Origin of the sequence: Campylobacter hyointestinalis subsp. lawsonii (assembly GCF_013372165.1) — a bacterium.
Taxonomy (GTDB): Bacteria; Campylobacterota; Campylobacteria; order Campylobacterales; family Campylobacteraceae; genus Campylobacter; species Campylobacter lawsonii.
The window spans coordinates 1701569-1724295 of record NZ_CP053828.1; the positions used below are offsets into that span (position 1 = coordinate 1701569).

Annotated in this window: 22 protein-coding genes, 5 tRNA genes and 1 pseudogene; 20 read left to right on the top strand and 8 right to left on the bottom strand. The window is 32.7% G+C overall.

Features of this window, described 5'->3' with window-relative positions; genetic code table 11:
• Window positions 1-140: 140 nt before the first annotated feature.
• Complete coding sequence (gene fliI, locus CHLWT_RS08775; protein ID WP_111969307.1) at window positions 141-1445, bottom strand: flagellar protein export ATPase FliI; 1305 nt, start codon at window positions 1443-1445, stop codon at window positions 141-143.
• Complete coding sequence (gene folE / locus CHLWT_RS08780; RefSeq protein ID WP_063998888.1) at window positions 1442-2029, bottom strand: GTP cyclohydrolase I FolE; 588 nt, start codon at window positions 2027-2029, stop codon at window positions 1442-1444. The genes fliI and folE overlap by 4 nt, the downstream gene beginning before the upstream one ends.
• A gap of 144 nt (window positions 2030-2173) precedes the next feature.
• Between folE and tig the strand changes: the two genes are divergently transcribed.
• The 15 genes from tig to CHLWT_RS08855 all read left to right on the top strand — a co-directional run bounded on the left by tig (window position 2174) and on the right by CHLWT_RS08855 (window position 13089).
• Window positions 2174-3478, top strand: a complete 1305-nt coding sequence (gene tig, locus CHLWT_RS08785; RefSeq protein WP_112000413.1) for a trigger factor — start codon at window positions 2174-2176, stop codon at window positions 3476-3478.
• Window positions 3478-4068: an ATP-dependent Clp endopeptidase proteolytic subunit ClpP gene (clpP, locus tag CHLWT_RS08790; protein ID WP_063998886.1), complete on the top strand. Its 591-nt coding sequence runs from the start codon at window positions 3478-3480 to the stop codon at window positions 4066-4068. The genes tig and clpP overlap by 1 nt, the downstream gene beginning before the upstream one ends.
• 21 nt (window positions 4069-4089) lie before the next feature.
• Window positions 4090-5172, top strand: coding sequence for a GGDEF domain-containing protein (locus CHLWT_RS08795; protein ID WP_112000414.1), 1083 nt, complete (start codon window positions 4090-4092; stop codon window positions 5170-5172).
• Window positions 5172-5687, top strand: coding sequence for a peptide deformylase (gene def / locus CHLWT_RS08800; protein ID WP_112000415.1), 516 nt, complete (start codon window positions 5172-5174; stop codon window positions 5685-5687). The genes CHLWT_RS08795 and def overlap by 1 nt, the downstream gene beginning before the upstream one ends.
• Window positions 5684-7198 carry a YifB family Mg chelatase-like AAA ATPase gene (locus CHLWT_RS08805; RefSeq protein ID WP_112000416.1) on the top strand — a complete coding sequence of 505 codons (1515 nt, stop codon included), beginning with the start codon at window positions 5684-5686 and terminating at the stop codon, window positions 7196-7198. The genes def and CHLWT_RS08805 overlap by 4 nt, the downstream gene beginning before the upstream one ends.
• Complete coding sequence (locus CHLWT_RS08810; RefSeq protein WP_112000417.1) at window positions 7195-8580, top strand: NAD(P)H-hydrate dehydratase; 1386 nt, start codon at window positions 7195-7197, stop codon at window positions 8578-8580. The genes CHLWT_RS08805 and CHLWT_RS08810 overlap by 4 nt, the downstream gene beginning before the upstream one ends.
• Entirely contained in the window at window positions 8571-9158 is a 588-nt protein-coding gene (gene purN / locus CHLWT_RS08815; protein ID WP_112000418.1) for a phosphoribosylglycinamide formyltransferase, read from the top strand. The genes CHLWT_RS08810 and purN overlap by 10 nt, the downstream gene beginning before the upstream one ends.
• Window positions 9151-9870 (top strand): TerC family protein, encoded by a 720-nt coding sequence (locus tag CHLWT_RS08820; protein WP_112000419.1) that lies wholly within the window; start codon window positions 9151-9153, stop codon window positions 9868-9870. The genes purN and CHLWT_RS08820 overlap by 8 nt, the downstream gene beginning before the upstream one ends.
• 120 nt (window positions 9871-9990) lie before the next feature.
• A tRNA-Pro gene (locus CHLWT_RS08825) sits at window positions 9991-10068 on the top strand.
• A gap of 4 nt (window positions 10069-10072) precedes the next feature.
• Window positions 10073-10149 (top strand) — tRNA-His (locus tag CHLWT_RS08830).
• 17 nt (window positions 10150-10166) lie between these two features.
• Window positions 10167-10243 (top strand) — tRNA-Arg (locus CHLWT_RS08835).
• A 51-nt stretch (window positions 10244-10294) separates the two neighbouring features.
• Window positions 10295-10371, top strand: a tRNA-Arg gene (locus CHLWT_RS08840).
• Window positions 10372-10382: 11 nt separating this feature from the next.
• Window positions 10383-10467, top strand: a tRNA-Leu gene (locus CHLWT_RS08845).
• 555 nt (window positions 10468-11022) lie between these two features.
• Complete coding sequence (locus CHLWT_RS08850) at window positions 11023-11766, top strand: carbonic anhydrase (protein ID WP_112000420.1); 744 nt, start codon at window positions 11023-11025, stop codon at window positions 11764-11766.
• Window positions 11767-12171: 405 nt separating this feature from the next.
• Window positions 12172-13089 carry a type I restriction-modification system subunit M gene (locus CHLWT_RS08855; RefSeq protein ID WP_112000421.1) on the top strand — a complete coding sequence of 306 codons (918 nt, stop codon included), beginning with the start codon at window positions 12172-12174 and terminating at the stop codon, window positions 13087-13089.
• Between the two features lie 165 nt (window positions 13090-13254).
• On the opposite strand, the gene CHLWT_RS08860 is transcribed toward CHLWT_RS08855, so the two are convergent.
• From CHLWT_RS08860 to CHLWT_RS08870, 3 genes and pseudogenes are all read right to left on the bottom strand, one after another.
• Window positions 13255-13686 (bottom strand): hypothetical protein, encoded by a 432-nt coding sequence (locus tag CHLWT_RS08860; RefSeq protein ID WP_111949313.1) that lies wholly within the window; start codon window positions 13684-13686, stop codon window positions 13255-13257.
• Window positions 13677-14360, bottom strand: coding sequence for a toll/interleukin-1 receptor domain-containing protein (locus CHLWT_RS08865; RefSeq protein ID WP_112000422.1), 684 nt, complete (start codon window positions 14358-14360; stop codon window positions 13677-13679). Before CHLWT_RS08865 ends, CHLWT_RS08860 begins: the two co-directional genes overlap by 10 nt.
• A 135-nt stretch (window positions 14361-14495) precedes the next feature.
• A pseudogene (locus CHLWT_RS08870) lies at window positions 14496-15579 on the bottom strand (DNA topoisomerase); the annotation flags it as partial.
• A gap of 31 nt (window positions 15580-15610) precedes the next feature.
• Between CHLWT_RS08870 and CHLWT_RS08875 the strand changes: the two are divergent.
• A complete protein-coding gene (locus tag CHLWT_RS08875; RefSeq protein WP_112000423.1) occupies window positions 15611-15877 on the top strand; it encodes a type I restriction endonuclease subunit R, EcoR124 family in 267 nt (88 codons plus the stop codon).
• A gap of 276 nt (window positions 15878-16153) precedes the next feature.
• On the opposite strand, the gene CHLWT_RS08880 is transcribed toward CHLWT_RS08875, so the two are convergent.
• The 3 genes from CHLWT_RS08880 to exbB are packed head-to-tail and all read right to left on the bottom strand — an operon-like array spanning window position 16154 to window position 17704.
• Complete coding sequence (locus CHLWT_RS08880; protein ID WP_112000424.1) at window positions 16154-16897, bottom strand: energy transducer TonB; 744 nt, start codon at window positions 16895-16897, stop codon at window positions 16154-16156.
• A complete protein-coding gene (gene exbD, locus CHLWT_RS08885; RefSeq protein WP_059434175.1) occupies window positions 16894-17283 on the bottom strand; it encodes a TonB system transport protein ExbD in 390 nt (129 codons plus the stop codon). The genes CHLWT_RS08880 and exbD overlap by 4 nt, the downstream gene beginning before the upstream one ends.
• On the bottom strand, window positions 17267-17704 hold the full coding sequence (gene exbB, locus CHLWT_RS08890; RefSeq protein ID WP_104064118.1) for a TonB-system energizer ExbB: 438 nt from the start codon (window positions 17702-17704) through the stop codon (window positions 17267-17269). Before exbB ends, exbD begins: the two co-directional genes overlap by 17 nt.
• A gap of 213 nt (window positions 17705-17917) precedes the next feature.
• Between exbB and CHLWT_RS08895 the strand changes: the two genes are divergently transcribed.
• From CHLWT_RS08895 to CHLWT_RS08910, 4 genes are all read left to right on the top strand, one after another.
• Complete coding sequence (locus CHLWT_RS08895; protein WP_112000425.1) at window positions 17918-20020, top strand: TonB-dependent receptor domain-containing protein; 2103 nt, start codon at window positions 17918-17920, stop codon at window positions 20018-20020.
• Between the two features lie 75 nt (window positions 20021-20095).
• On the top strand, window positions 20096-21202 hold the full coding sequence (locus tag CHLWT_RS08900) for a PepSY-associated TM helix domain-containing protein (protein WP_170253193.1): 1107 nt from the start codon (window positions 20096-20098) through the stop codon (window positions 21200-21202).
• A gap of 319 nt (window positions 21203-21521) precedes the next feature.
• Window positions 21522-22106 (top strand): DNA-binding protein, encoded by a 585-nt coding sequence (locus tag CHLWT_RS08905; RefSeq protein WP_111985756.1) that lies wholly within the window; start codon window positions 21522-21524, stop codon window positions 22104-22106.
• Complete coding sequence (locus CHLWT_RS08910) at window positions 22103-22726, top strand: UPF0323 family lipoprotein (RefSeq protein WP_063998872.1); 624 nt, start codon at window positions 22103-22105, stop codon at window positions 22724-22726. Before CHLWT_RS08905 ends, CHLWT_RS08910 begins: the two co-directional genes overlap by 4 nt.
• Window position 22727: the final 1 nt, after the last annotated feature.

Below are 22727 nucleotides of genomic sequence, written 5' to 3' on the forward strand. Positions count from 1 at the left end.
TAACCTTTCGTTGGCTATATCCTAAAAATTTAATTAGGATAAACTTTATCTTTTTAATTCTTGAATGATATAACAATTTTTATAAATTTTACTTTAAAATTCATAAAAATAATCAATGCTTAAGAAATGTCAAAATGCAGTTAGTTTATATTTTGTAACAGTTTAATCGTATCTTCAAATTTAAATTGATCATCTGGGCTTTGTTTCATAAATTCTTCCATAAATCCTTTTTTAGAAATAGCTTGATCAAGCTCTTTGTCTGAGCCTTTTTGGTATGCTCCTATACGGATCAATACTTCATTTTCTTTTAGCATAGAAAATAGTCTTTTAAATTTAGCAGCATTCTCTTTATGCTCTTTGCTGATGACATCTCCCATCACACGACTTGCTGAATTTAAGATATTTATCGGTGGATAAATACCAAAATCAGTAAGCTCACGACTAAGTACGATATGTCCATCTAAAATCGATCTGCTTTGATCAGCTATTGGATCGCTCATATCATCGCCCTCTACTAAAACTGTAAAAAACGCTGTTATGCTACCTTTTTCCTCTTCTTTTCCTGCTCTTTCCATTAATTGTGGTAGCAAGGTCAGGGCACTTGGCGGATAACCTTTTGAAGTCGGTGGCTCTCCTAAGGCAAGTCCTATTTCGCGTTGAGCCATAGCAAAACGAGTCACACTATCCATTATAAAAAGCACATCTCTTCCGCTAGATTTAAAGTATTCAGCTACGCTCATAGCACAAAATGCACCGTATTTTCTCATAAGAGGACTATCATCGCTAGTAGCGACTATGATCACGGTACCGCTTAGGTCACCATTTAAATTTTTTTCTATAAACTCAGGCACCTCACGCCCTCTTTCGCCTATTAAAGCGACCACTTTTATAGGGGCTGATGAGTTTTTGACTATCATTCCCATAAGGGTTGATTTTCCCACGCCACTTCCTGCAAAAATGCCTAACTTCTGTCCTTTGCCACAAGTAAGTAAACCATCTATAGTCTTTATACCGACACTAAAAGGCTCATTTATAAGCCCTCTTTTCATTACATCTATTGGTGGGCGCATAATGGGAGTGTATGAGCTAAATTTGATTTCGCCTTTAGAATCTTTTGGATTCATAAATGGATCAACAACTCTACCTAAAAGTGCTTCTCCAACCGGAATTTGCATACCTTGATCACTTGCATATACCTTATCGTTTATCTTAAATCCCTCTACAAAGCCAAACGGACTTACTATCGCTCCGCCTGAGTGAATTTGAGTGACCATTCCAAGGCTCTCTTTGGCATTGTCATTACTAATAATACGAACTATATCGCCTATACTAGCACGAAGTCCGGTAACTTCTATATTGTTTGATGATATCTTTTTGATAGTTCCGAAAATACTTGATAAATTTAGATTTTTACCAAGTTTGTCTTTAATCTTTTCTAGGCTCAAAATTTTACCGATTTTGGTGAGTTTATAAGGTCGAAAAATTCTTTTCTAGTTTCGGCCGATTTGATGAAAATTCCCCTTAAAGCAGAAGTTGTAGTAATAGAGTTTATCTTTTGTACTCCTCTCATTTCTACGCACATGTGTCTTGCTTCGACGACTACGCCTACACCTTTTGGATTTATAGCTTCTTGCAAAGCGATGGCTATTTGTTCGGTCATTTGTTCTTGAATTTGCAGTCTTCTTGCGTAGATATTTACCATACGTGGGATCTTTGATAGTCCAACAACCTTTCCGTTTGGTATATAAGCTACGTGAGCACGTCCTATGATAGGTAATAAATGATGTTCGCAAAGACTATAGAATTCGATATCTTTTATAAGCACCATTTCGTTATTGCTACTATCAAAAAGAGCGTCGTTTAGCACATCTTTTGGGTTTAAGGAATAACCGCTAGTGATAAACTCATACGCTTTTGCGACTCTTTTTGGAGTGTCTAAAAGTCCTTCTCTGTCTGGATTTTCGCCTATTATCTCAAGCATTGTGCGAATACATTTTTCAAATTCAGCTCTTCTATTTTGGTCAAACATAAACTACCTCAATAAATTTTTTGTAATTTTATAATATTTTGACTTTTATAGTTATAAATTCATTGATTTATAATAATTTATACTTAAATAAAGCAAAAATTTGGTATATTGCTTACTAATTTTTTTATAATGTAAAGGAAAATAATGGAAGTTAAAGCAAAACTTTTAAACCCGGCAAATGCTACTGCAAGTACTCAAATAAAAGCAGATGAGCTAAATGCTAAAGTTGAAAATTTAGCTAAAAAAGCTGCTAAAAATATAAAAATAGATGGTTTTAGAAAAGGTAAAGTCCCAACGGCGCAGGTGCTAAAAAGATACGGAAAAGATCTTGAAAATGATGCAAAAAATGATCTTTTTAGAGATATTATCACTGAAAGCTTAAAGATAGTAGATAAAAAAGTTGATGCAGTCATAGGTGAGCCTATGGTTTTAAAATTCGATGAAAAAGACGGAAATATCGACGTTGAGCTTGAGATTTCATTTAAACCAGAAGTTGATATAAGCGGATTTGAAAGTATCATTCCTGAGTTTTCTACTCCAAGAGTAACTAAAAAAGAGATCGAAGAAAAAACAAATGAATTTCTCACTATGTTAGCACCAGTAGAAAAGATAGAAAAAGAGATTTTAGAAAAAGGCGACTTTGCTAAATTTGACTTTGAAGGTTTTGTAGATGGCGAAGCATTTGATGGCGGTAAGGCTGAGGGTTATTTGCTAGAGATCGGTTCAAATCAATTTATTCCGGGATTTGAAGATGGCATGATAGGGCTAAAAGTCGGCGAAGAGAAAGATATAAATGTAAAATTCCCAGATGCTTATGGCGCAGCTCACTTAGCAGGAAAGCCTGCAGTTTTTAAAGTAAAACTACATGAAATTCATGGTAAAAAAGTAGGTAAGCTTGATGACGAAACACTTAAAAAATTAATGCCAAATGAAGAAAATGTAAGCGTAGAAAAATTTGAAGAGCGTCTTAAAGAACAACTAAGAGCCGATAAGATTCAAAAGCTTATTAATGATGAGCTAAAATCTAAATTTGCAGAAGCTGCTGTGGCTAAATTTGTATTTGATCTACCAAAAAATATAGTAGAACAAGAGATAAGTATGCAATTTAGAAACGCATGGGACAACTTCAGCGAAGATGAAAAAAAGAAATTTAGTACCGATAAAGAAGAAGCCTTAAAACAACGCGAAACTTATAGAAATGAAGCTGAAAAAAGCGTTAGGCTTACTTTTATCATTGATGAACTTGCTAAATTTAAAGGAATAACAGTAAGCGATGCTGAGCTCGTTCAAGCCGTATATTTTGAAGCATATAGATATGGAATAGATCCTAAAAAACATCTTGATGATTATAAAAAACAAGGTATGTTGCCGGCTATAAAAATGGCTATTATAGAAGAAAAGCTCTTCAATAATCTATTTAAAAAAGATACTAAAGAGGATAAAGAGTAATGAGCTACTATATCCCGTATGTAGTCGAAAAAACCAGCAAAGGCGAGAGAAGTTATGATATATATTCTCGTCTTTTAAAAGATCGTATCATTATGCTTAGCGGAGAGATAGAAGATGCTATGGCAAGTGCTATTGTTGCTCAAATGCTATTTTTAGAAGCAGAAGATCCAGACAAAGATATATACTTATATATCAATAGCCCAGGCGGCGTAGTGACTAGTGGATATAGTATATTTGATACTATGAATTACATAAAACCAGATGTTTGTACTATTTGCATAGGACAAGCAGCTAGTATGGGTGCATTTTTACTTAGTTGCGGAACAAAAGGTAAGAGATACGCCCTACCAAATTCTCGTATCATGATACATCAACCTTTAGGTGGCGCTAGAGGACAAGCTACTGATATAGAGATCCAAGCAAAAGAAATTTTACGTTTAAAAGAGAATTTAAATACAATTTTAGCAAATAATACAGGTCAAAAGCTATCAAAAATAGCAAAAGATACAGATAGAGATTTCTTTATGAGTGCGCAAGAGGCTGCGGAGTATGGACTTATAGATAAAGTGCTAGAAAAGAGCTTTAAATAAGCAAGATTAAGAGGGGCTTTCGTGGTTAAACTAAGCAAAGATAAAAATCGTACAAAATTACCAGACATTGTAGAGATGCCAAATCAGCAAAATCTTTCACAAACAACGACTAACAAAAATACTAGTAAATCTACAGAAAAAGAAGGCGATAGCGGTGTTGATTTAAATAAATTTTCACAAATCGTATTGAAGCAATTATCAGATGACAATATCCAAGCTACGCCTAAGAATTTCGATATTTATTTTTGGAAGCTTTTAGAAACCAAACCAGCAGCATTTCAAAAGAGAGTTTTGGAGTTGGTGGATTATGAAAAAGATGATGCCGTGGAGCAACAAGCACTTATGGAAAAAGAGATAAAACTCGGCTTTGGTCAGATAAAAAATATGCTTCAAATCATAGCTTTAATCTATAAAAATTTGGTTGTGATGAAAGGCATAGTTCAAAAAAGACTTGATGAAGCCAAGTCAAACTTAAACTCTTTAGAAATTCAAAATATCATAAAAATCTTTGGTGATGAACTTGCGAAACTCAACTCATTGATGGAGCGACATTTAGACGCCATAAAAAATAGCTATGAAGACGTGGATAAGATATTTAAAAATGTAGAAGAAAAATCCATATACGACTCTAAATTTGGAGTTTATAACAAAAAGTATTTTCTAAAAAGCATAGAAGATGAGTTAGATAATGTAAAAAGATACAATTATAACGTTTGCGTTATGCTAATCCATGTAAAAGATTCTGTTTTAAATTCAATAACTAGTATAAAAGATAAGAACGGAATTCTAAGAAATATAGCCAAAATTCTACTTAAAACTTCTCGTAGAAGCGATATAGTCGCTCATTATGAAGATGGGTGTTTTGGTATGATTATGAAGCATACAGATATTGAAGGCGGAAAAAAAGCTTGTGAAAGAATAGGTCAAATGCTATATCAAACTACATTTTTCATAGGCGAAGAAGAGCTTGATATAGATATAGAAATTTCCGTTATCGCTCTTGATGCTGGATATAGCACCGAAGAGATCGTTTCTAAGGCGCTTGATGGTTTGGCAAAAAGTGGCAAAAGGATAAAGCTTTATGAAGCGATCGAGGAGATGTGATGGTATTAGAGATACTTACTTATCCTGATAAAAGGTTGTTTGATAAAGGAGAAGAGGTCAAAGTATTTGATGAAAATCTAGGTCTTTTTTTGGACGATATGTATGATACTATGATAGCAAAAAACGGCATCGGACTAGCGGCTTTGCAAGTTGGAAAGCCGATCCGCGCTTTTATAGTAAATTTAATAAATGAGCAAAATATTCAAGATAAAAATGATCTTTATGAGATAATAAATCCAAAATTTATTAAAAAAGATGGCGAGATAGTCTATCAAGAAGGATGCTTGAGCGTTCCTGGATATTATGAAGATGTCAAGCGCGCTGCAAATGTCTTGCTTGAGTATCAAGATAGATTTGGAAATACAAAAACACTAGAAGCAGATGGTCTTTTGGCTGTGGCATTGCAGCATGAAAACGACCATTTGGACGGCCATTTGTTTATAGAAAGAATCGGCTTTAATAAACGTAAAAAATTTGATAAAGAATACAAAAAAAACTCTAAAAAAGCTATATGAAATCACTAAAAAGTGCTTGTTTAAGCGATGCTCTGCATATCATAAATATAGAATCCACATTTCTTAGAGCTTTACCAAATTTTGATATCGTAGGACTTGCAAGTACAACCATAAAAGAGTCTGTTTCACGTGTAAAATCAGCCCTTACTAGCGTTGATGGCTTTACTCTACCTGCTCTTAGAATCGTTATAAATTTAAGTCCAAGCGATGTAAAAAAAGACGGCTCACACTTTGATCTTCCTATCGCTCTTTTGATTTTGTTACAAAAAGAGAAATTTGAAAATGACTTTTTTGTCTTTGGAGAACTCGGACTTGATGGAAGCGTCAAAAGTAATGCGGAGCTATTTTCAATACTGCTTTTTCTAAGCTCACAGGTCGAAAAAGCCAGAGTTTTAGTGCCTACTTCTATAGCGCAAAAAGCCTCTATGATACCAAATTTAGATGTATTTGCGGTTTCAAATTTAAATGAGGCTAGAGAGTTTTTCAAAAACAATGAATTTATGCAGAGCTGTTCTGTAAAAAACTCACACCCTCTTTTTGATAACGTAATAGAGATAAATGGGCGTAAATTTGTCCCAAACTCAAATTTTGAGCTTGATTTTATCGATATTAAAGGTCAAGAAAGAGCCAAACGAGCCGCTCTTATATGCGCCGCAGGTATGCATAACATACTTTTTGAAGGAAGCCCAGGATGTGGCAAGTCTATGAGCGCTAAAAGAATTCGCTACATTTTACCTCCACAAAGCCTAGAAGAGATACTTCTAGCTAGTGCTTACCAGTCGCTAAATTCAAAAGATGCTCCTTTTAGCTCACTTAGAGCTTTTCGCAGTCCTCATCATACCAGCACTAGAAGCTCTATTTTTGGTGGCGGAAGCGGCACAGCAAAGATAGGAGAAGTTGCTTTGGCAAACGGCGGAGTGCTATTTTTTGATGAATTTCCACATTTTGGAAAGCAGATATTAGAGAGTCTAAGAGAGCCGTTAGAAGACAATAAAATCAATATTTCACGTGTAAATTCAAAAGTCAGCTATGAGACTAAATTTGTCTTTGTCGCAGCACAAAATCCTTGCCCTTGTGGAAATGCATTTAGCAAAACAGAGATTTGTAGATGTTCTGATAAGGACAAAAACAGATACCAAAATTTGATTTCTTCAGCACTTTTAGATAGGATAGATATCTATGTGGCTATGAGTGAGGTAAGTAGCGATGATAAACCAACTATAAGTAGCAAGGATATGCAAAGTATGGTTTTAAAGGCATTTAAAATGCAGATCTCGCGTAGTCAAAGCGAGCTAAATGGAAAGCTAAATGACGCTGAGATACTTAAGTTTTGTGTATGCGATGAAGAGGCAAAAATACTGCTAGATAGAGCACTTAATAGCTATAATCTCAGTCAAAGAGGCGTAAATAAAACCTTGAAAGTCGCTAGAACAATAGCTGATTTAGATGGTAGCCAAATGATACGAAAAGCCCATATTTTAGAGAGTTTAAGCTATAGGATGAAGAGATGAAAAATTTGTATTTTGATAGCGATAAATTTGATAAAAATGCAATTTCTAGCTATTTTATGAGTGAGCTTATACTTCAAGAAAATGCAGCTAATGGCGTGGCAAATTTGATAAAAAATAAGCTAGAGCTTGGCTCAAAAATCCTTATTATTTGCGGTGGCGGAAATAACGCAAGTGACGCTATAGCCGTAGCTAGAATGCTTGAGGGTGATTATGAGTGTAAGCTGTTTTTTACCACTTCAAACCTAAATGAAAACTGTAAAACTCAACTAAAAATAGCTAAACAAATCGGTGTAAAAATTTGTGAAAATTTGAGTTTAGATGGTGTTAAATGCGTGGTTGATGGGATATTTGGCAGTGGATTAAATAAAAATTTAAATAATGAAATTTCGCAAATATTAAATTTGATAAATGATTTTAAAGCCCTTAAGATCGCTATTGATTTTCCAAGCGGACTTGAAAAAAATGGACGTATTTTAGGTGTTTGCTTTAAAGCTGATTTTACCGTAGCTATGGGCGTGAGAAAACTAGGGCTTTATAGCGACGCAGCAAAAGATTTTGTAGGTGAAATAGTATGCTCAAATTTAGGCATTTGTGAGAGTAAATTTGCTAGAGAAAATGGCGATTTTTTACTTGAGCTTGACGATCTTACACTGCCAAAACGAGAGATTTTAAACACAAATAAGGGCGATTTTGGTCATGCTTTTGTGGCTTGTGGCGAGTTAAGTGGCGCTGCTAAGATTTGTGCTAAAGCCGCTTTAAAAATGGGTTCTGGTAGAGTGAGTCTTGTAAATTTAAATAAGCAAAATATAAATTTAGATGAAGAAATTATGCAAAAAGATAGTTTCAAAGGCGCGGACGCAATCGCTGTTGGAATGGGGCTTGGAAAAGCTAAATTTGATATAAATGAGATACTAGATATACCTTGCGTGGTCGATGCAGATATGTTTTATAAAAAAGAAATTTTAAGCCTCTTACACAAAGATGATGCCATTTTAACCCCTCATCCAAAAGAGTTTGCAAGTCTTTTAAATATAGCAGAATTTGGAAATTTCAGTATAGAAGATGTGCAAAGAAGTCGCTTTGAGCTAGCTAGAGAGTTTTCTAAAAGATTTTCTCCTGTTTTGATTTTAAAAGGCGCAAACGTCATCATAGCTAAAAATGGTGTGCTTTATGTATCAAATTTAGGCACTCCTAGTTTAGCGGTAGCAGGAAGTGGCGACGCACTTTGTGGAATACTTCTTGGATTTTTGGCTCAAGGTTTTAGTCCGCTTGATGCAAGTTTAAATGGAGTTTTAGCTCACCAAAAAACGGCGCTGTCTTACAAAGCAAATAGTTATAGTTTCACGCCAAACGACATTATAAAAGGACTTCAATGGTTATAAAAAATATTGCTATTTTATTTAGTGGAAGCGGTTCAAATTTAGAAGCGATACTAGAAAAAGTGCATGGAAAGGTTTTTGGGAACGTAAAAATAGTCGCTAAACTACTCATTTGTAACAAACTAGACGCTTATGGGATAGAGAGAGCCAAAAAATTTGGGCTTACTACTACTATAATAGAAAATAAAGCGTTTAGCTCAAGAGAGGAATTTGACGCAGCTTTGGTTAAAGAGATAGAGAAAAACGATATAGACTTGACTATTTTAGCCGGATTTATGCGTATTTTAACTCCTGTTTTTACAAAAAGTGTAAAAGCTATAAATCTTCATCCGAGCATTTTACCGCTTTTTAAAGGTGCTCACGCCATAAAAGAGAGTTTTGAAAGCGATATGGCTGTTGGTGGCGTAAGTGTTCATTTGGTCAGCGATGAGCTAGACGGCGGTAGGATTTTAGCTCAAGAAACATTTCAAAGAGATGGTAAAACTTTCAAAGAGTGGGAGGAGACGATACATAAGATAGAGCACGAAATTCTACCAAAAACGATTATAAATATTTTAACAAATAAGGAAAACAATGCTTGAGTGGATCTACTCGCCAGAGGCTTGGATAAGCCTACTTACTCTGACTAGTTTAGAGATAGTTTTAGGTATAGACAATATTATTTTTATAGCTATTTTATGCGGAAAACTTCCTGCTCATCAAAGAGATAGAGCTAGGATAATGGGGCTTGGTCTTGCTATGGTAACTAGAATTTTATTGCTTTTGAGTCTATTTTGGATCATGAAGCTTACAACGCCTCTTTTTGCTCTTATGGGTCAAGAGATTTCGGGGCGTGATATTGTCTTGATCGCTGGTGGGCTATTTTTGATAGCAAAATCCACACTAGAAATTCACTCTCATGCTACTGGCGAAAATGAGAGCGAAAATATATCAAATATAAAAAATGCCGGTTTTATGGCGACGATAGCACAGATAGGAGTGCTAGATATAGTATTTTCACTAGATAGCGTTATAACAGCAGTTGGAATGGCTGATCATATAGAAATAATGATTATAGCCGTGATTTTAGCAGTTGGTGTTATGCTACTTGCTAGTGGCGTTATAAGCCGTTTTGTTGATAATAATCCAACGATAAAAGTGCTTGCTTTAGCATTTTTGATAATGATTGGTATAGCACTAGTTGCAGAGGCTTTAGAGCTTCATATACCAAAAGCTTATATTTATTTTGCAATGGCATTTTCTTTATGTGTAGAGATGATAAATATTTACTCAAAAAAGAAGCATTCTAAATAATTATCTAAATTTAGCTCTATTTGGAGCTAAATTTATTTTTTTAAGATTGCTTTAATTGACAATACATAAAAAAGTAGATATAATTTCAACTCTTAATTTAAAGTAGTGATACTCACGCTTCGGGGTGTAGCGCAGTCTGGTTAGCGCACTTGGTTTGGGACCAAGGGGCCGAAGGTTCGAATCCTTTCACCCCGACCATTTGGTGAGTGTAGCTCAGTCGGTTAGAGCATCAGATTGTGGTCCTGAGGGTCGTGGGTTCGATTCCCATCGCTCACCCCATTTGATAGATCCTTTATGCGCTCGTAGCTCAATTGGATAGAGCGACAGACTTCGGATCTGTAGGTTATGGGTTCGACCCCTATCGGGCGCGCCACTTTAGTTTTGCTGAGTTTTTTGCAGCTTTTTTGTTATTTATTTTAGCTATGCGCTCATAGCTCAGCTGGATAGAGCAACGGCCTTCTAAGCCGTAGGCCAGAGGTTCGAATCCTCTTGGGCGTACCACTTATTTTTACGCGGACGTGGTGAAATTGGCAGACACGCCAGACTTAGGATCTGGTGCCTTACGGTGTGGAGGTTCAAGTCCTCTCGTCCGCACCATTACTACTTTTTATCACTTTTCTTAAACTTTCACAAATCACCAAAAAGCCTTGAAATCACATTATAAAATAAATTAAGCTTTTATTTTGATATTTTTTCATTTGTTTTCACTAAAAAATATACCCAAAAGAAAAATACAAAATTCTAAAGTAATAATAAAATGAAAAGCTATACAATATTATAATTAGCTAAAAGCCACCACGCCACCACCACAAGGCCAAAAGCTAATAATCAGATATAAATTTTCAAATTTCTAAAATGATTTTTAAAATTCATTTTAAATTTAGTTTAAAATCCCTTTCATATCATTTAATGGCGATGAAATCACAATAGACAAAATAGCAACTTTATACTAGATTAAGCTAAATCAAATTCCAAATCAAACATCAAATTTAAATTAATGATATTTGCCACGCATAAAAATATAAATATTAAGAAAAATTTATGTTTAAGGCGAGTATAATAACTGATTTTTATTATAAAAATAATTTAATTAATATAATTAAATTAAATTATATTAATTAAATTATTTTAAATTCATTCCAAGGAGAAATTATGAGATTTTTAGCTATTTTGCTTTTTGGTTTTTTAATTGGTGCGAGTGGTTCTAATACTCATCACGATACGCCACATTGGGGTTATAGTGGTGATGGATCGCCAGAGCATTGGGGAGATTTGGCGGATGAATTTCGCACCTGTAAATATGGCAAAAATCAATCGCCAATTGATATAGCTCAAACTACGAAATCCACGCTACAAAAGCCTATATTTGATTATAAAAATAGCCCAAAAGAGCTTATCAATAACGGACACACTTTACAAGTGAGCTTCAATCCAGGTAGCACCCTAACATTTCAAGAGAAAAAATTCGAGCTTTTACAGATGCATTTTCACACGCCATCAGAATATACTTTTGATAAAAAGCACTATCCTATGGTGGCTCATTTGGTTCATAAGGCTAGTGATGGGGAGCTTTTGGTATTGGCGATTATGTTTGATAAAGGTGGCGAAAATCCTGTGATTAAAGAGATTTGGGCGGACGCACCTACTAAGGTTGGAGAGAGTAGAAAACTAGCGAATTTAGCCTTAAGCGACCTAGTAAAAAATCTTCAAAATTATATTAAGCTAGTTGGCTCACTCACTACGCCACCATGCTCTGAGGGTGTGATCTGGTTGATAAATCGTGGCAATGCCTTTGCTTCAGATGAACAGATTAAATTTTTTACTAATATAATAGGTCAAAACAACCGCCCAATCCAAGATATCAATGGCCGAAAAATCCTAGAAATATCTAAATAAATTTATAATCCATCCTTAAGCCACCACCGCCCAACAATCGCCCAATTCGGGCGACCAACCACCCGCGAAATTTCACGGACATCGTCATAGCAACTGCCACCACGCAAACCCCCAAATTCCGCCGTCGTCTAATAAGATTAGCTAAATTTAAATTTCTCAACCGCCACCACAGCACCGCAGCGTCCAAAACCCACGCCACCATTGCCGACCCAAAAAGCAGCCCTCATATTCCGCCGCCAAAGATAGCCACCACCAACCAAATTCCACCACATATCGTCGCAGTATCGCCAACCACCACAACACCTATTCGCACAAAATCGCATTAAAATATTGTAATTTAATCAATGAGAATATATAATACAAACCAAAAAACGCTATCAAAAATCAAATTTAAAGGTAATCAAAATGGCAAGCAACCACCAAAGAGAAGAATTACATAAAGCGATATGGTCCATCGCTGATGATTTGAGAGGTTCAGTAGATGGATGGGATTTTAAGCAGTATGTGCTAGGTGTTATGTTTTATAGATACATATCAGAAAATATAGCTAATTATATAAATGAAGGGGAGAGAGAAGCGACAGGCGATACCACTTTTGATTATGCGAATTTAGAAGATAGCGAGGCCGAATTAGAAAGGGATAATCTTGTCACAGAGAAAGGGTTTTTCATTCGTCCTTCAGAGTTGTTTTGCAATGTGATTAAATCAGCTAAAAGCGATACCGCTACATTCACAGATAACGAAGGTAAAACTAAAAATATAAAAGATAATTTAAATGAATATTTAGAAATGATATTTAACAATATCGAAAACTCCGCCAAAGGCACGCAGAGTGAAGATGACTTTTCTGGGTTATTTGATGATATAGATGTCAATAGCAATAAGCTAGGTGCCACAGTTGCTAAAAGAAATGAAAAACTTCTAAAAATATTAGATGGAATAGCTGGGATAAATTTAGGCAATTATAAGGATAACAATATAGACGCATTTGGAGATGCTTATGAGTTTTTGATGTCTATGTATGCATCAAATGCTGGTAAATCAGGTGGAGAGTTCTACACACCACAAGAGGTTAGCGAACTACTTACCAAACTCGCTATTTTGGATAAAAAAATAGACGATGAGGTATTTGAGATGGAGCTTGTAAGGCAACTAGAGGTAAATATAGATTATATTTTGATGCTAGTTGCAAAATACCATAAATCAAATTGCAAAGACCAAGAGATACGAAACTCAATCGATAAAGCCATTAGAGCAAGCTTGTCACTAAGATCTAAAAAAGATCTAATAGATCTAAAAATAGTTCTATCTTTTATGGATTGATGCTTACATAGACATTTTTAATCTTTGTTGTTAATCTTGGATAATGTTTGCAATAGTTTTAAGTTGATAATTCCACATATGAAGTATATCTTTTATGTCTTTTTCAAAAATATGCTTAGTTACTCCAGACAAAACCACACCTTATTAAAAAATTAAATTTAAGCCTTATGGATGAAAAAAAGGTAAATTAAAATGATTGCAAGTAAATATAAATATTAAGATAATAAATATACTACCATAAAATGGGAGTGTGCTTACAGAAAAACAAATTTTAAAAGTTGATTTAACATCTTTTTTATATTTTTCTGGATTTACATTAAAAAAATTTTCATCACTATGCATTCTCGTAGCAATAATCTCCTCATATTGTTTTCTAAATAATCTTTCTTGTCTTAAATAATAAGAATCTAAAATCCAAAAAGCAATAAGAGGAATAAAAGCTATATATTTATATTCAAATTTTAAGATTAAAGTGCTTATAACTAAAGCTACTGTCCATTTTTTTATTTCTAAAGAATTTGTGGCCATTCTTTTTATAATTTCTTGTAAATTTTTTACTTCTTCGGTAAGAATTTTTAATTTATTTTCTACTTCCATCTTAAATTATACAATAACTCATTTAACTTTATTTCGTTCATATTTTTAATAATATCATCAATATTAAAAAAACATCTCATTGGTATTTTTTTATTCTCTTGAGAACTTTCTAATAAATTTTCAAGACCGAGTGTTATTTCTTTTGGATTGAGCATATTTGCAATTTCTAATTCAAAATAAATCCAAGGGGATTCTGTAGTTTTATTATGCTTAATGTCTGCAATACTATTTTCACTTTCAAAAAAAATAAAATATCGACTAGATTGTATCATCTGAGCAATAGCTGTCGTAATCATAATATGTAAATGTTTTAATACGGTATTAGTATTATATTGTTCAGCGAGCTTTATTTCAGCATCATATACAGATTGCCAATATAAAGAATCAATAAAAACTTTTATATTTTTACATTCACTTTCAATTTTTGATTTTATACTTAAAGCTTTTTCTATATCTTTGTATGAATGAGATAAAAATACACTTGTCTGTGAAATTTGAGGAAAAAAGCGATCTTGCATTTTTTTTCCATCAAAAGATCCATATCGAGGATTATAACATTCTTCAATTATATTATTAGTTAATTTTTTCTTATCTTCATCATATTCATTTTTTTTAGAAAAATAGTATGGATTTTCATTAATTTCATTGATATTAATTTTAAAAATTTCGTTCATATAATATACCTTAATCTTTTTATAAATTATCAAGTAATTTTATATTGTATCGAAAAATAAATAACATTGTGTTTAAAGTTATTTAATTATTTCAACAATTTTCTTAATATTAAAATTAATTAATATTTATTAATATTATACATTTATTATTTTAGGTTTTCCATTATCATCATAATACATAGCCTTGTAACCTTGTTTAAATTCACTATAACCCCACTACCAACTATTACCATTTTTACTTTTTATTCTTTGTAAAAATCCTTTATTACATTGTGGGCATTGAATTTTTGGTTTGTTTTCATTATCTAGTATTTTAAATTCTTGATTCTTATCAATTCTTTGAATTTCACTAATTACTTCTTTTGTGATTTCTTCTAAGAACTGTTCTCTTCTTAATTCTGATATTTCTATCATTTTTTGTTGCTCAAACCACAACGCTGTCATGTCAGGAGTAATAAGTGATTTTGGAGAAAGTTTAATTAAATCTTTACCATTTTTAGTGGATTTGATAATTTGTTTTTTATCTTTACTTACTTTTATATGCTCTCTTTCAATTAAGGTTTCTATATGATTAAATCTTGTTGCAAGTGTTTCTATACCACCACTTTCGCCTTTTTTTCTTTGTTTTTTTCATTAGCAATTTTTTAATTCTTTCATCAGACACATATTTTGCGACACTATTTAAATCTTTAAGTAGCATTATCATAGTGTAGTAATGGCGTGGCTTTGTTTGCTTTTTTCAATTTGTATAAAAGAGATTTTCCAATATCACCATTTTTAAGTTAAATAAATCGTTTGTATTATTTTCATTATTCTCTTGTTCTTCTTCACCATCTACATTTTGCCAAAGACTTCTAAAACCACTTTTTGTTGTCTTGTTTTGAGTAGCGGTAAAAATTCTTTGATTTACTTCTAAATTAATTGTAGTAGTTTGATATTCTCTAGGATGAAAGAATTGGATAATAAATCTTTTAGCAATTAGATTATAAACAACTAATTCATCTTGAGTTAATTGTGATGAAATTTTATTTTGAGTAGGGATTATCCCATAGTGTGCTAAAATATTAGCATCATTAAAAGCCTTGCTTTTTATTGTTGTATCACTACCAGCAATGAGATCTTGAATTTTATCATTATTTAAATTTTTCTTTATGATATTTAAAATATTTGGTGTTTCTTCAAAAATTGTTTCAGGTAAATATTGACAATTTGATGGATTTATCAATAAAATTAATACAAATACAGATGTAATGACAGATTGGGCTAAATTTGTCAAAGAACAAAAGGAGAGTGATCTAAAAAATTTAATAAAAGATGAAAATTTAAAAGAGAGCGAGACAAGAAAGTTTTTAGATAACTCTTTTAGAGATGGTCAGGTCAAAACAATAGGAACAGATATAGAAAAAATACTACCGCCTATGGGTAGATTTAACGGCGACAATAGAAATGAAAGAAAACAAGCAATAATCGAAAAATTATTGAAATTCTTTGATAAGTATTTTGGATTGGGTGTATAAAAAAGCTCATTTTGGATTATAAGCTAGGGCATTTTTAAAAGAGCGTGGCGAAAATATCAGATAAAATCAAAAGCTAAAAATAGTAATAAATTTGATTTTAAACTACTGGGCAAAGTAAAATTTCTTTGCTGGTAATAATGGATTTTTAGGATATTTTACTTTATTTTTAATATGTTTAGTCAAATCCTAATAAAAGCCCTAAATGCGAGTTGAAATTTTATTTTATTAATAATTTTTCGCACTTCATTATTGTGGTGCAATTGGCAAGGTTTTAGGTTACTTGATCTTATATATGATCGGTACTTGAATTTTAATGGTTTTATGATGTTTGGGGAAGTTTCTTGAAGCTTTGATTATGGTTTCTAACGCACTTTTATCAAGTATATCGTGACTTGATTTTTTGGTTATCTTAAGATCTTCGAGCTTTGAATTTTTTGTCCAAATAAACTCAAGCCAAATTTCGCCCTCAAGTCGCATTTTACGAGCGATCCTAGGATAAATCCCAGCTCTATCTATCGCGGTTTTTAACTCTTTTAAAAATGGATCGTCGCTATTTCCATAAGATAATGTTTGCATTTGTTCTGTAGCCTCGGCTGTTTTGGTTGTAGGCTCTTGCGTATTAGTTTGGGCAGTGCTAATGGCTTGGTTTTGATCATTTATGGTTGTAGGTTTTTGTGGTATGGGTTTTTCAATGATTGGTTTTTTAAATTTATTTTTTATATGATGCGGTTTGATTGCTTTTATCTTTTTTGGTTTTTTAAATTCCTCTATCTTTTGTATAGGTTTTACTTGTTCTAGTATGGGCTCAGGCTCAGGCGGCTTTACTGAAAACTTTGAAAGCGATGATGATTTATTTAACGTGATTTGCTTTATACTTAGTAGAATTTCATCGCTTTTTTGCTGTTCAAATTTAATAGTAGTCGCAAATTGTATAAATGCAAAAATCATAGGCATAAATAGCAATGAAGTGATATAAAATGCTTGAAGCTTGTGGTTAAAATATGGACGAATGTATCTCATTGCTCTTTTTCTGTGATGATTTGAAATTTATCGTGATTTTTGAGTTTTAATAGATCTATTATCTGTATAAAACTCTCAAATTTAGCATTTTTGTCGCTTTTTAGCTCTACAAAAGTATCAAGGCTTAGATTTTCAAATTTAGATTTTATATCATCTATGCTTGTTTCTTTATCGTCTAAATAGAATTTATTATTTTCGTCTATTGTTATGAGAAGTTTTTTAATTTCATCGCTAAGACTTGCAGCAGACTGCGATTTTGGTAGGTTTATCTTTATCTCTCCTTGCGCGATGAAAGTAGATACGCTAAGTACTATAGCGAGTAAAACCAGCATTATATCGATAAATGGAATGATATTTAACCCTTCGTTTTTAGGCAATTTTATCACTATTTATCCTTGAAGCGTATCTGCTTGATAGCAAATTTATTTTTCTAAGCAAAGCGTTGTATGCCATTAGGCTAGGTATCGCTACAAAAAGCCCAAGAGCAGTTGCTTTTAAGGCCAAAGAGAGCCCTGAAACTACTGATTTTACGTCTATATTTCCTACCATTCCCATATCATAAAACGTTATCATTATGCCTATGACCGTTCCTAAAAGCCCGACGTAAGGAGCATTTGAGTATATGATATATAAAGTAGTCAAATTTTCACTTATGCTATCTTCAAATTCATTTTGATTTTTATAGTCGTCGAAATTTATTTTTCTTAAAAATAAGATTCTTTCTATAACGCACCATAAGGCTATAAAAGCCATAAATCCAAGTATTATGAATATAATAATGTCTATGTACTCTTTTAAGAATTGCATTTTTAGTCCTAATCTCTAATTTTTTGATAATTATATTCAAATAAAAATAAATTTAAAATTAATATCAATATATAAGCTTATAAATTTTTATTGATATTAATTATTGAATTAATACTACTATATATAATTTTAAAAATTATTATCAAAATTTATAAAAAATTCAACAAATTAATAATAAAATTTCAAAATCAATAAAAAACTATAAGGAAAAAAATGCTTAACAGTAGCTTTGTTACAAAAAGTTTAAGTTTAGTTTTGCTTTCATCTTATTTATTTGCAAACTCAGATGATAGCTACACGTTAGATAAGTCAGTCGTAAGTGCAAGCGGATTTGAACAGTCCATGACAGATGCCCCCGCAAGTATATCTGTAGTCACAAAAGAAGAGCTTGAAAACAAGCCTTTTAAAGATATAGGAGAGATGATAGCAGATGTGCCAGGAGTCGATGTTACTATGAATAAAACAGGAACTTACGACTATAGCATACGTGGATTTGGTAGCACATATACGCTTGTTCTAATAGATGGAAAGCGTCAAAGCGTTGCAAATGGGTTTTACGACAACGGTTTTGGTGGAAGCGAGTCCGGATATATTCCACCAGCATCTATGATAGAAAAAGTTGAGATTATCAGAGGTCCGGCTTCCACGCTTTATGGCTCAGACGCTGTTGGTGGTATTATAAATATCATCACAAAGAAAAATCCAAACCAACCAGAGGCTAGTATAGAGTTGAGTACGCAGCTTCAGCAGCACGAAAAATTATACGGAAATGCGGGCGGATTTAATGGATATGTGGCAACTCCGCTTATCGATGATGTTCTATCGCTTAGTCTTAGAGGTAAATACTACTCTAAAGAAGAGTCAAATTTGCTTTGGCCGCAGTCGCCTTGGATAGCTGGAAGAGGTGGTGGTGGTCAAGATACTCAAAGACCCGAAAACTATCAGATTGCAAGTCATAGTCCCGGCGCATTTACGACAACTGGTTTTGGTGGTAGATTAAACTGGACGTTAGATGGGCAAAATAATATTTATCTTGATTTAGAACGCTATATAAATGATATCTCTGTAGAATCAACAAGCAATCAAGCTATCAAAAGTGAAAGAACTATCGTCAAAGACAATATTGTTTTAAATCACGATGGAGATTATAAATTCGGCTCTACAAATACTTATTTTCAGTATGGTCGTACTTACGACAGAAGCGATATCTCTAGTGATATTTACGTAGCTGAGTCAAAAGCAGTTATTCCTTTTGATCTTAGTAGTTTTGGATCTATCATTGGATCATTTGGTGCAAGAGCTGACTATGAAGTATTTAACAATAGTTCTAATAACGCAAATCAAGCGATTAAGGGAAAAGATTTAGACCAAACTACGTTAGCATTATATGGCGAGGGTGAATATTTCATTACTGAAGATTTGATATTTACAACTGGTCTTAGATATATTTATAGCGATCTATTTGACTCTGAAGTAACTCCAAGAGCCTACTTAGTTTATCGCCCTTATGAGTTAGTTACGCTAAAAGGTGGTGTTGCAAAAGGATATAAAACTCCAGCCGCAAAACAATTAACAAATGGAATTTATAGCTATAGCTCTACTACAGCAACATATGGTAATCCAAACCTTAGTCCAGAAACAAGCACTAACTATGAAATCGGTGCTGAATTTGTTATACCTAAATACCTAAAATATGGCTTAACGTTTTTTATGACAGATTTTAAAGATGAGATAGCTACAGATAGCTATAATCAATTCGCTACGCTTCCAAATGGTCAAATTTGTTCTTACACAGGAGGTTGTAGCTATGTTGTCAATCAAGGTAAAACTAGAGCAAAAGGTATAGAGTTTTATTTCAACACGTATTCATACCAAGGTTTTAGCTTAGATGGAACCTATACGTATCTTGATAAGCGTTATAAAGATGGTAAGACAAATGTTTATGGAGGTGATAGAGTAGAAAACATAGCCAAACATACGGCTATGCTAAAGCTAAACTATGAAATAGGCAAATGGAAATCATACATAAGACAAAAAGCCAGACTAGATACTGTTTCAAAATCAAAAGGTGGTGGAAACAGACCTTTACCATTTCAGACATATAAAGATTTTTATACAACCGATCTTGGAGTTAGCTATAAAATAGATCAAAAATCATCTTTGAGTTTTGTTATAACAAATTTATTTGATCAAGACTATTTTAAGCCAGTAGCTACAGGATATACAAATTCCGGAAATCCAACAGGATATGCTAATGAATATCAAGATTATACTGAAGGTAGGGCTTTTTGGCTGAGTTATAAACATAATTTTTAATACTTGTAAATTTAAAGTTAGCGAGATATAAAATCGCTAACTTTATCTAATTATGGTTTTATTAAAGGAGGAACTTTGTTTTTTAAAAAGAAAAAATACATTTTTAATCTGCATTTAATTTTAGGATTTATAATTTTTATCCCGTTGATTTTGGTTGCTCTTAGCGGTTCTCTTATCTCTTATGATAAGCAAATTGCAAATTTGATAAATAAAGTTATGCTAAAAGATACGAAGAGTGAAATTCTAAATCCTGATTTTGAAAATTTGATATTAAATTTTAGAGATAAAAACCCAAATTTAGAGATAATCTCGGTAAAATTTGATGAGAGAAACCAGAAATTTTACACAATACAAGCACTAAAAGAAAAAGAGAATTTAACGCTTTTTGTATCGGATAAGGGTGAAATTTTAGGGCAGGACTACGGCAATAAATTTAACCGCTTTGTTAGGCAGCTTCATAGGTGGCTTCTTTTTAGCGAATTTGATTTACAAAAGCTCGGTAAAAACATAGTTGCACTCACTACCATAGGCTTTATGGTCTTGGTAATAAGTGGCTTTTATATATATTTTCCTCATCTTAAATACAGCACAATAAAGGCTTTTAGTATAAACTTTCATGCTAAAAAGCAGATGATTTTTTATAAATTTCACGCTGTTTTTGGAGTGATTTTTGGGCTTATTTTTCTTTTCATTTGTTTAACTGGGCTTTACTGGTCTTATGAATGGATAAATAACTTGGTAAATAGAGCTTTTGGCGTTCCTAATAGTGAAACAAGAATGGCTCATAAAAAAGAGGTAAATATCATAGAAAATAGTTTTGCAAAAGATGATTTTACAATAGTTTTGAGTAAATTTAAAGAGCATTTTAGAGATTATAACAAAAGCTTAAGTATAACCCAAACCAAAGAGGGCATTTATACGTTTGCGTATGAGGATGGAGGCATAAAAAAATTAGCCCAAATAACAACTGATGGTGGATTCAAAGAAGTAAATTCCGCCATGCAAATGAGTGAGCGCAAGAAAGTTAGTATGACTATTTTAGCACTTCATTCGGGTAGATTTTTTGGCAATATCGGTGAGTTTATATTTTGCGTAGTATCGTTTTTTGGTGCTTTGATAGCAATGAGTGGCATTTTTATGACATACTTTAGACTAAAACCTAAATTTCGTCATAAAGATTAAATATAATTTAAATATCAATTGTAATATATCTAAAATTAATAGTTTAAATTTTAGATATATTTTGATAGTATTTATTATAAATTATTTAAAAATTATGATAATAGATATTATTTATAAATATTCTTTAGTTTTGATTTATAACTTTTTTACTTTTTCTAAAATTCACAACCATCATATCAATACACTAAAATATGATTTAAGCTAAAAATTAGATAAATTCACATAAATTTAAATTGCCTATCAAACGCTATATATAAAGTTTAACGAGATTTTTAGTAAAATTTTTTTATAATAATTAAACCACTATCTAAGGCTATAGATGAAAAGAGTTCCTATAAATGAAGCAGCTCAAATTTTAGGTATCACAAAAGAGGCTATTTACAACCGCATAAGAAGAAAATCACTTAAAAGCGAGGAAAAAGACGGCGTTAAATACGTGATTTTAGATGATGAACCTATAAAACCTAAAAAAACAGATAATTTTACGAAATATTTATTATCTCAAATAGCGTCTTTGAAACTTCAAAATGAGAGATTGCTAGAGCAAAAAGATAAACTAATCAAAGAAAAAGAAGAGATCATCATAACAAAAATAGAAGAGCTAAAAGCCGCATATCAAAGTAGCGACGAGAGACTAAGAGCTGTTTTAAGTATGGCTGGGCGTTCTTTTAAGGCTCTTGATGATACGCAAATGATAGAAGCCGAGGTTGAAGAGATAGGAAGTAAAAAATGGCTTAGTTTGAGTGAATTTTTATCAAATTTAAAAATAAAAGAAAAAAAGTTAAAAAAACTTCAAATTTATCTGTTAAAATGTATAGGTAAAAAGAAATTTATTAAATTTGAAAACGGAATTATCTATGTAAGATCAAATTTGGATTATGATAGATTAAAGGAGAAAATTTGAAACATATAAAAACATTAAAAGATATAGGCAAGATTAGTGGTTTGAGTGCGATTTTAGTTTTTGGTCTAGCATCTTGTGGCAATGAAAGCAATAGTTCTAGCAATGGTAGCGGAGCCATAAATGAAGCTGCAAATAAGCAAGGCGCAACCGTTTTTGTAGAAAAAAATAGCGACGGAAGTTATAAGATAGCAGATGAGTTTCCTAGCAATGAAACTCGTGTTTTCTTACGTGAGCCTGGTGAAAATGGACAGATGCAAGAGCGACTTTTAAGTGCGGCAGAGCTAGATAAGCTTATGCAAGAAGAAAATGCAAAAATAGACGCTGGAACTAGCAATCTAACAAACGCAAGTGTGAGCAGTGGCGGAATGAGCTTAGGCGAGACTATTTTAGCTAGTGCTGCTGGCGCTATTATCGGTAGTTGGATAGGAAGCAAGCTCTTTAACTCTCCTGGATATCAAAATCAAAGACAGACCGCATATAAAAATCCATCTGCGTATAACAAAAGCGTAAATAGTTTTAATAAGGCGTCTACTTCAAGTTCAAAAGCCACCTCATCAAAAAGTGGATTTTTTGGCGGTGGAAGTAAAGCTGCGTCATCAGGAACTTCAGTCGGAGGCTAAA

Coding starts and splice junctions, on each gene's coding strand:
- CHLWT_RS08865 (WP_112000422.1), bottom strand. CDS start 14,360: ATGAACGAAATTTTTAAAATTAATATCAATGAAATTAATGAAAATCCA.
- purN (WP_112000418.1), top strand. CDS start 8,571: ATGGTTATAAAAAATATTGCTATTTTATTTAGTGGAAGCGGTTCAAAT.
- CHLWT_RS08820 (WP_112000419.1), top strand. CDS start 9,151: ATGCTTGAGTGGATCTACTCGCCAGAGGCTTGGATAAGCCTACTTACT.
- CHLWT_RS08810 (WP_112000417.1), top strand. CDS start 7,195: ATGAAAAATTTGTATTTTGATAGCGATAAATTTGATAAAAATGCAATT.
- CHLWT_RS08850 (WP_112000420.1), top strand. CDS start 11,023: ATGAGATTTTTAGCTATTTTGCTTTTTGGTTTTTTAATTGGTGCGAGT.
- CHLWT_RS08875 (WP_112000423.1), top strand. CDS start 15,611: ATGACAGATTGGGCTAAATTTGTCAAAGAACAAAAGGAGAGTGATCTA.
- CHLWT_RS08805 (WP_112000416.1), top strand. CDS start 5,684: ATGAAATCACTAAAAAGTGCTTGTTTAAGCGATGCTCTGCATATCATA.
- CHLWT_RS08895 (WP_112000425.1), top strand. CDS start 17,918: ATGCTTAACAGTAGCTTTGTTACAAAAAGTTTAAGTTTAGTTTTGCTT.
- CHLWT_RS08855 (WP_112000421.1), top strand. CDS start 12,172: ATGGCAAGCAACCACCAAAGAGAAGAATTACATAAAGCGATATGGTCC.
- CHLWT_RS08905 (WP_111985756.1), top strand. CDS start 21,522: ATGAAAAGAGTTCCTATAAATGAAGCAGCTCAAATTTTAGGTATCACA.
- clpP (WP_063998886.1), top strand. CDS start 3,478: ATGAGCTACTATATCCCGTATGTAGTCGAAAAAACCAGCAAAGGCGAG.
- exbB (WP_104064118.1), bottom strand. CDS start 17,704: ATGCAATTCTTAAAAGAGTACATAGACATTATTATATTCATAATACTT.
- folE (WP_063998888.1), bottom strand. CDS start 2,029: ATGTTTGACCAAAATAGAAGAGCTGAATTTGAAAAATGTATTCGCACA.
- CHLWT_RS08860 (WP_111949313.1), bottom strand. CDS start 13,686: ATGGAAGTAGAAAATAAATTAAAAATTCTTACCGAAGAAGTAAAAAAT.
- CHLWT_RS08880 (WP_112000424.1), bottom strand. CDS start 16,897: ATGAGATACATTCGTCCATATTTTAACCACAAGCTTCAAGCATTTTAT.
- tig (WP_112000413.1), top strand. CDS start 2,174: ATGGAAGTTAAAGCAAAACTTTTAAACCCGGCAAATGCTACTGCAAGT.
- def (WP_112000415.1), top strand. CDS start 5,172: ATGGTATTAGAGATACTTACTTATCCTGATAAAAGGTTGTTTGATAAA.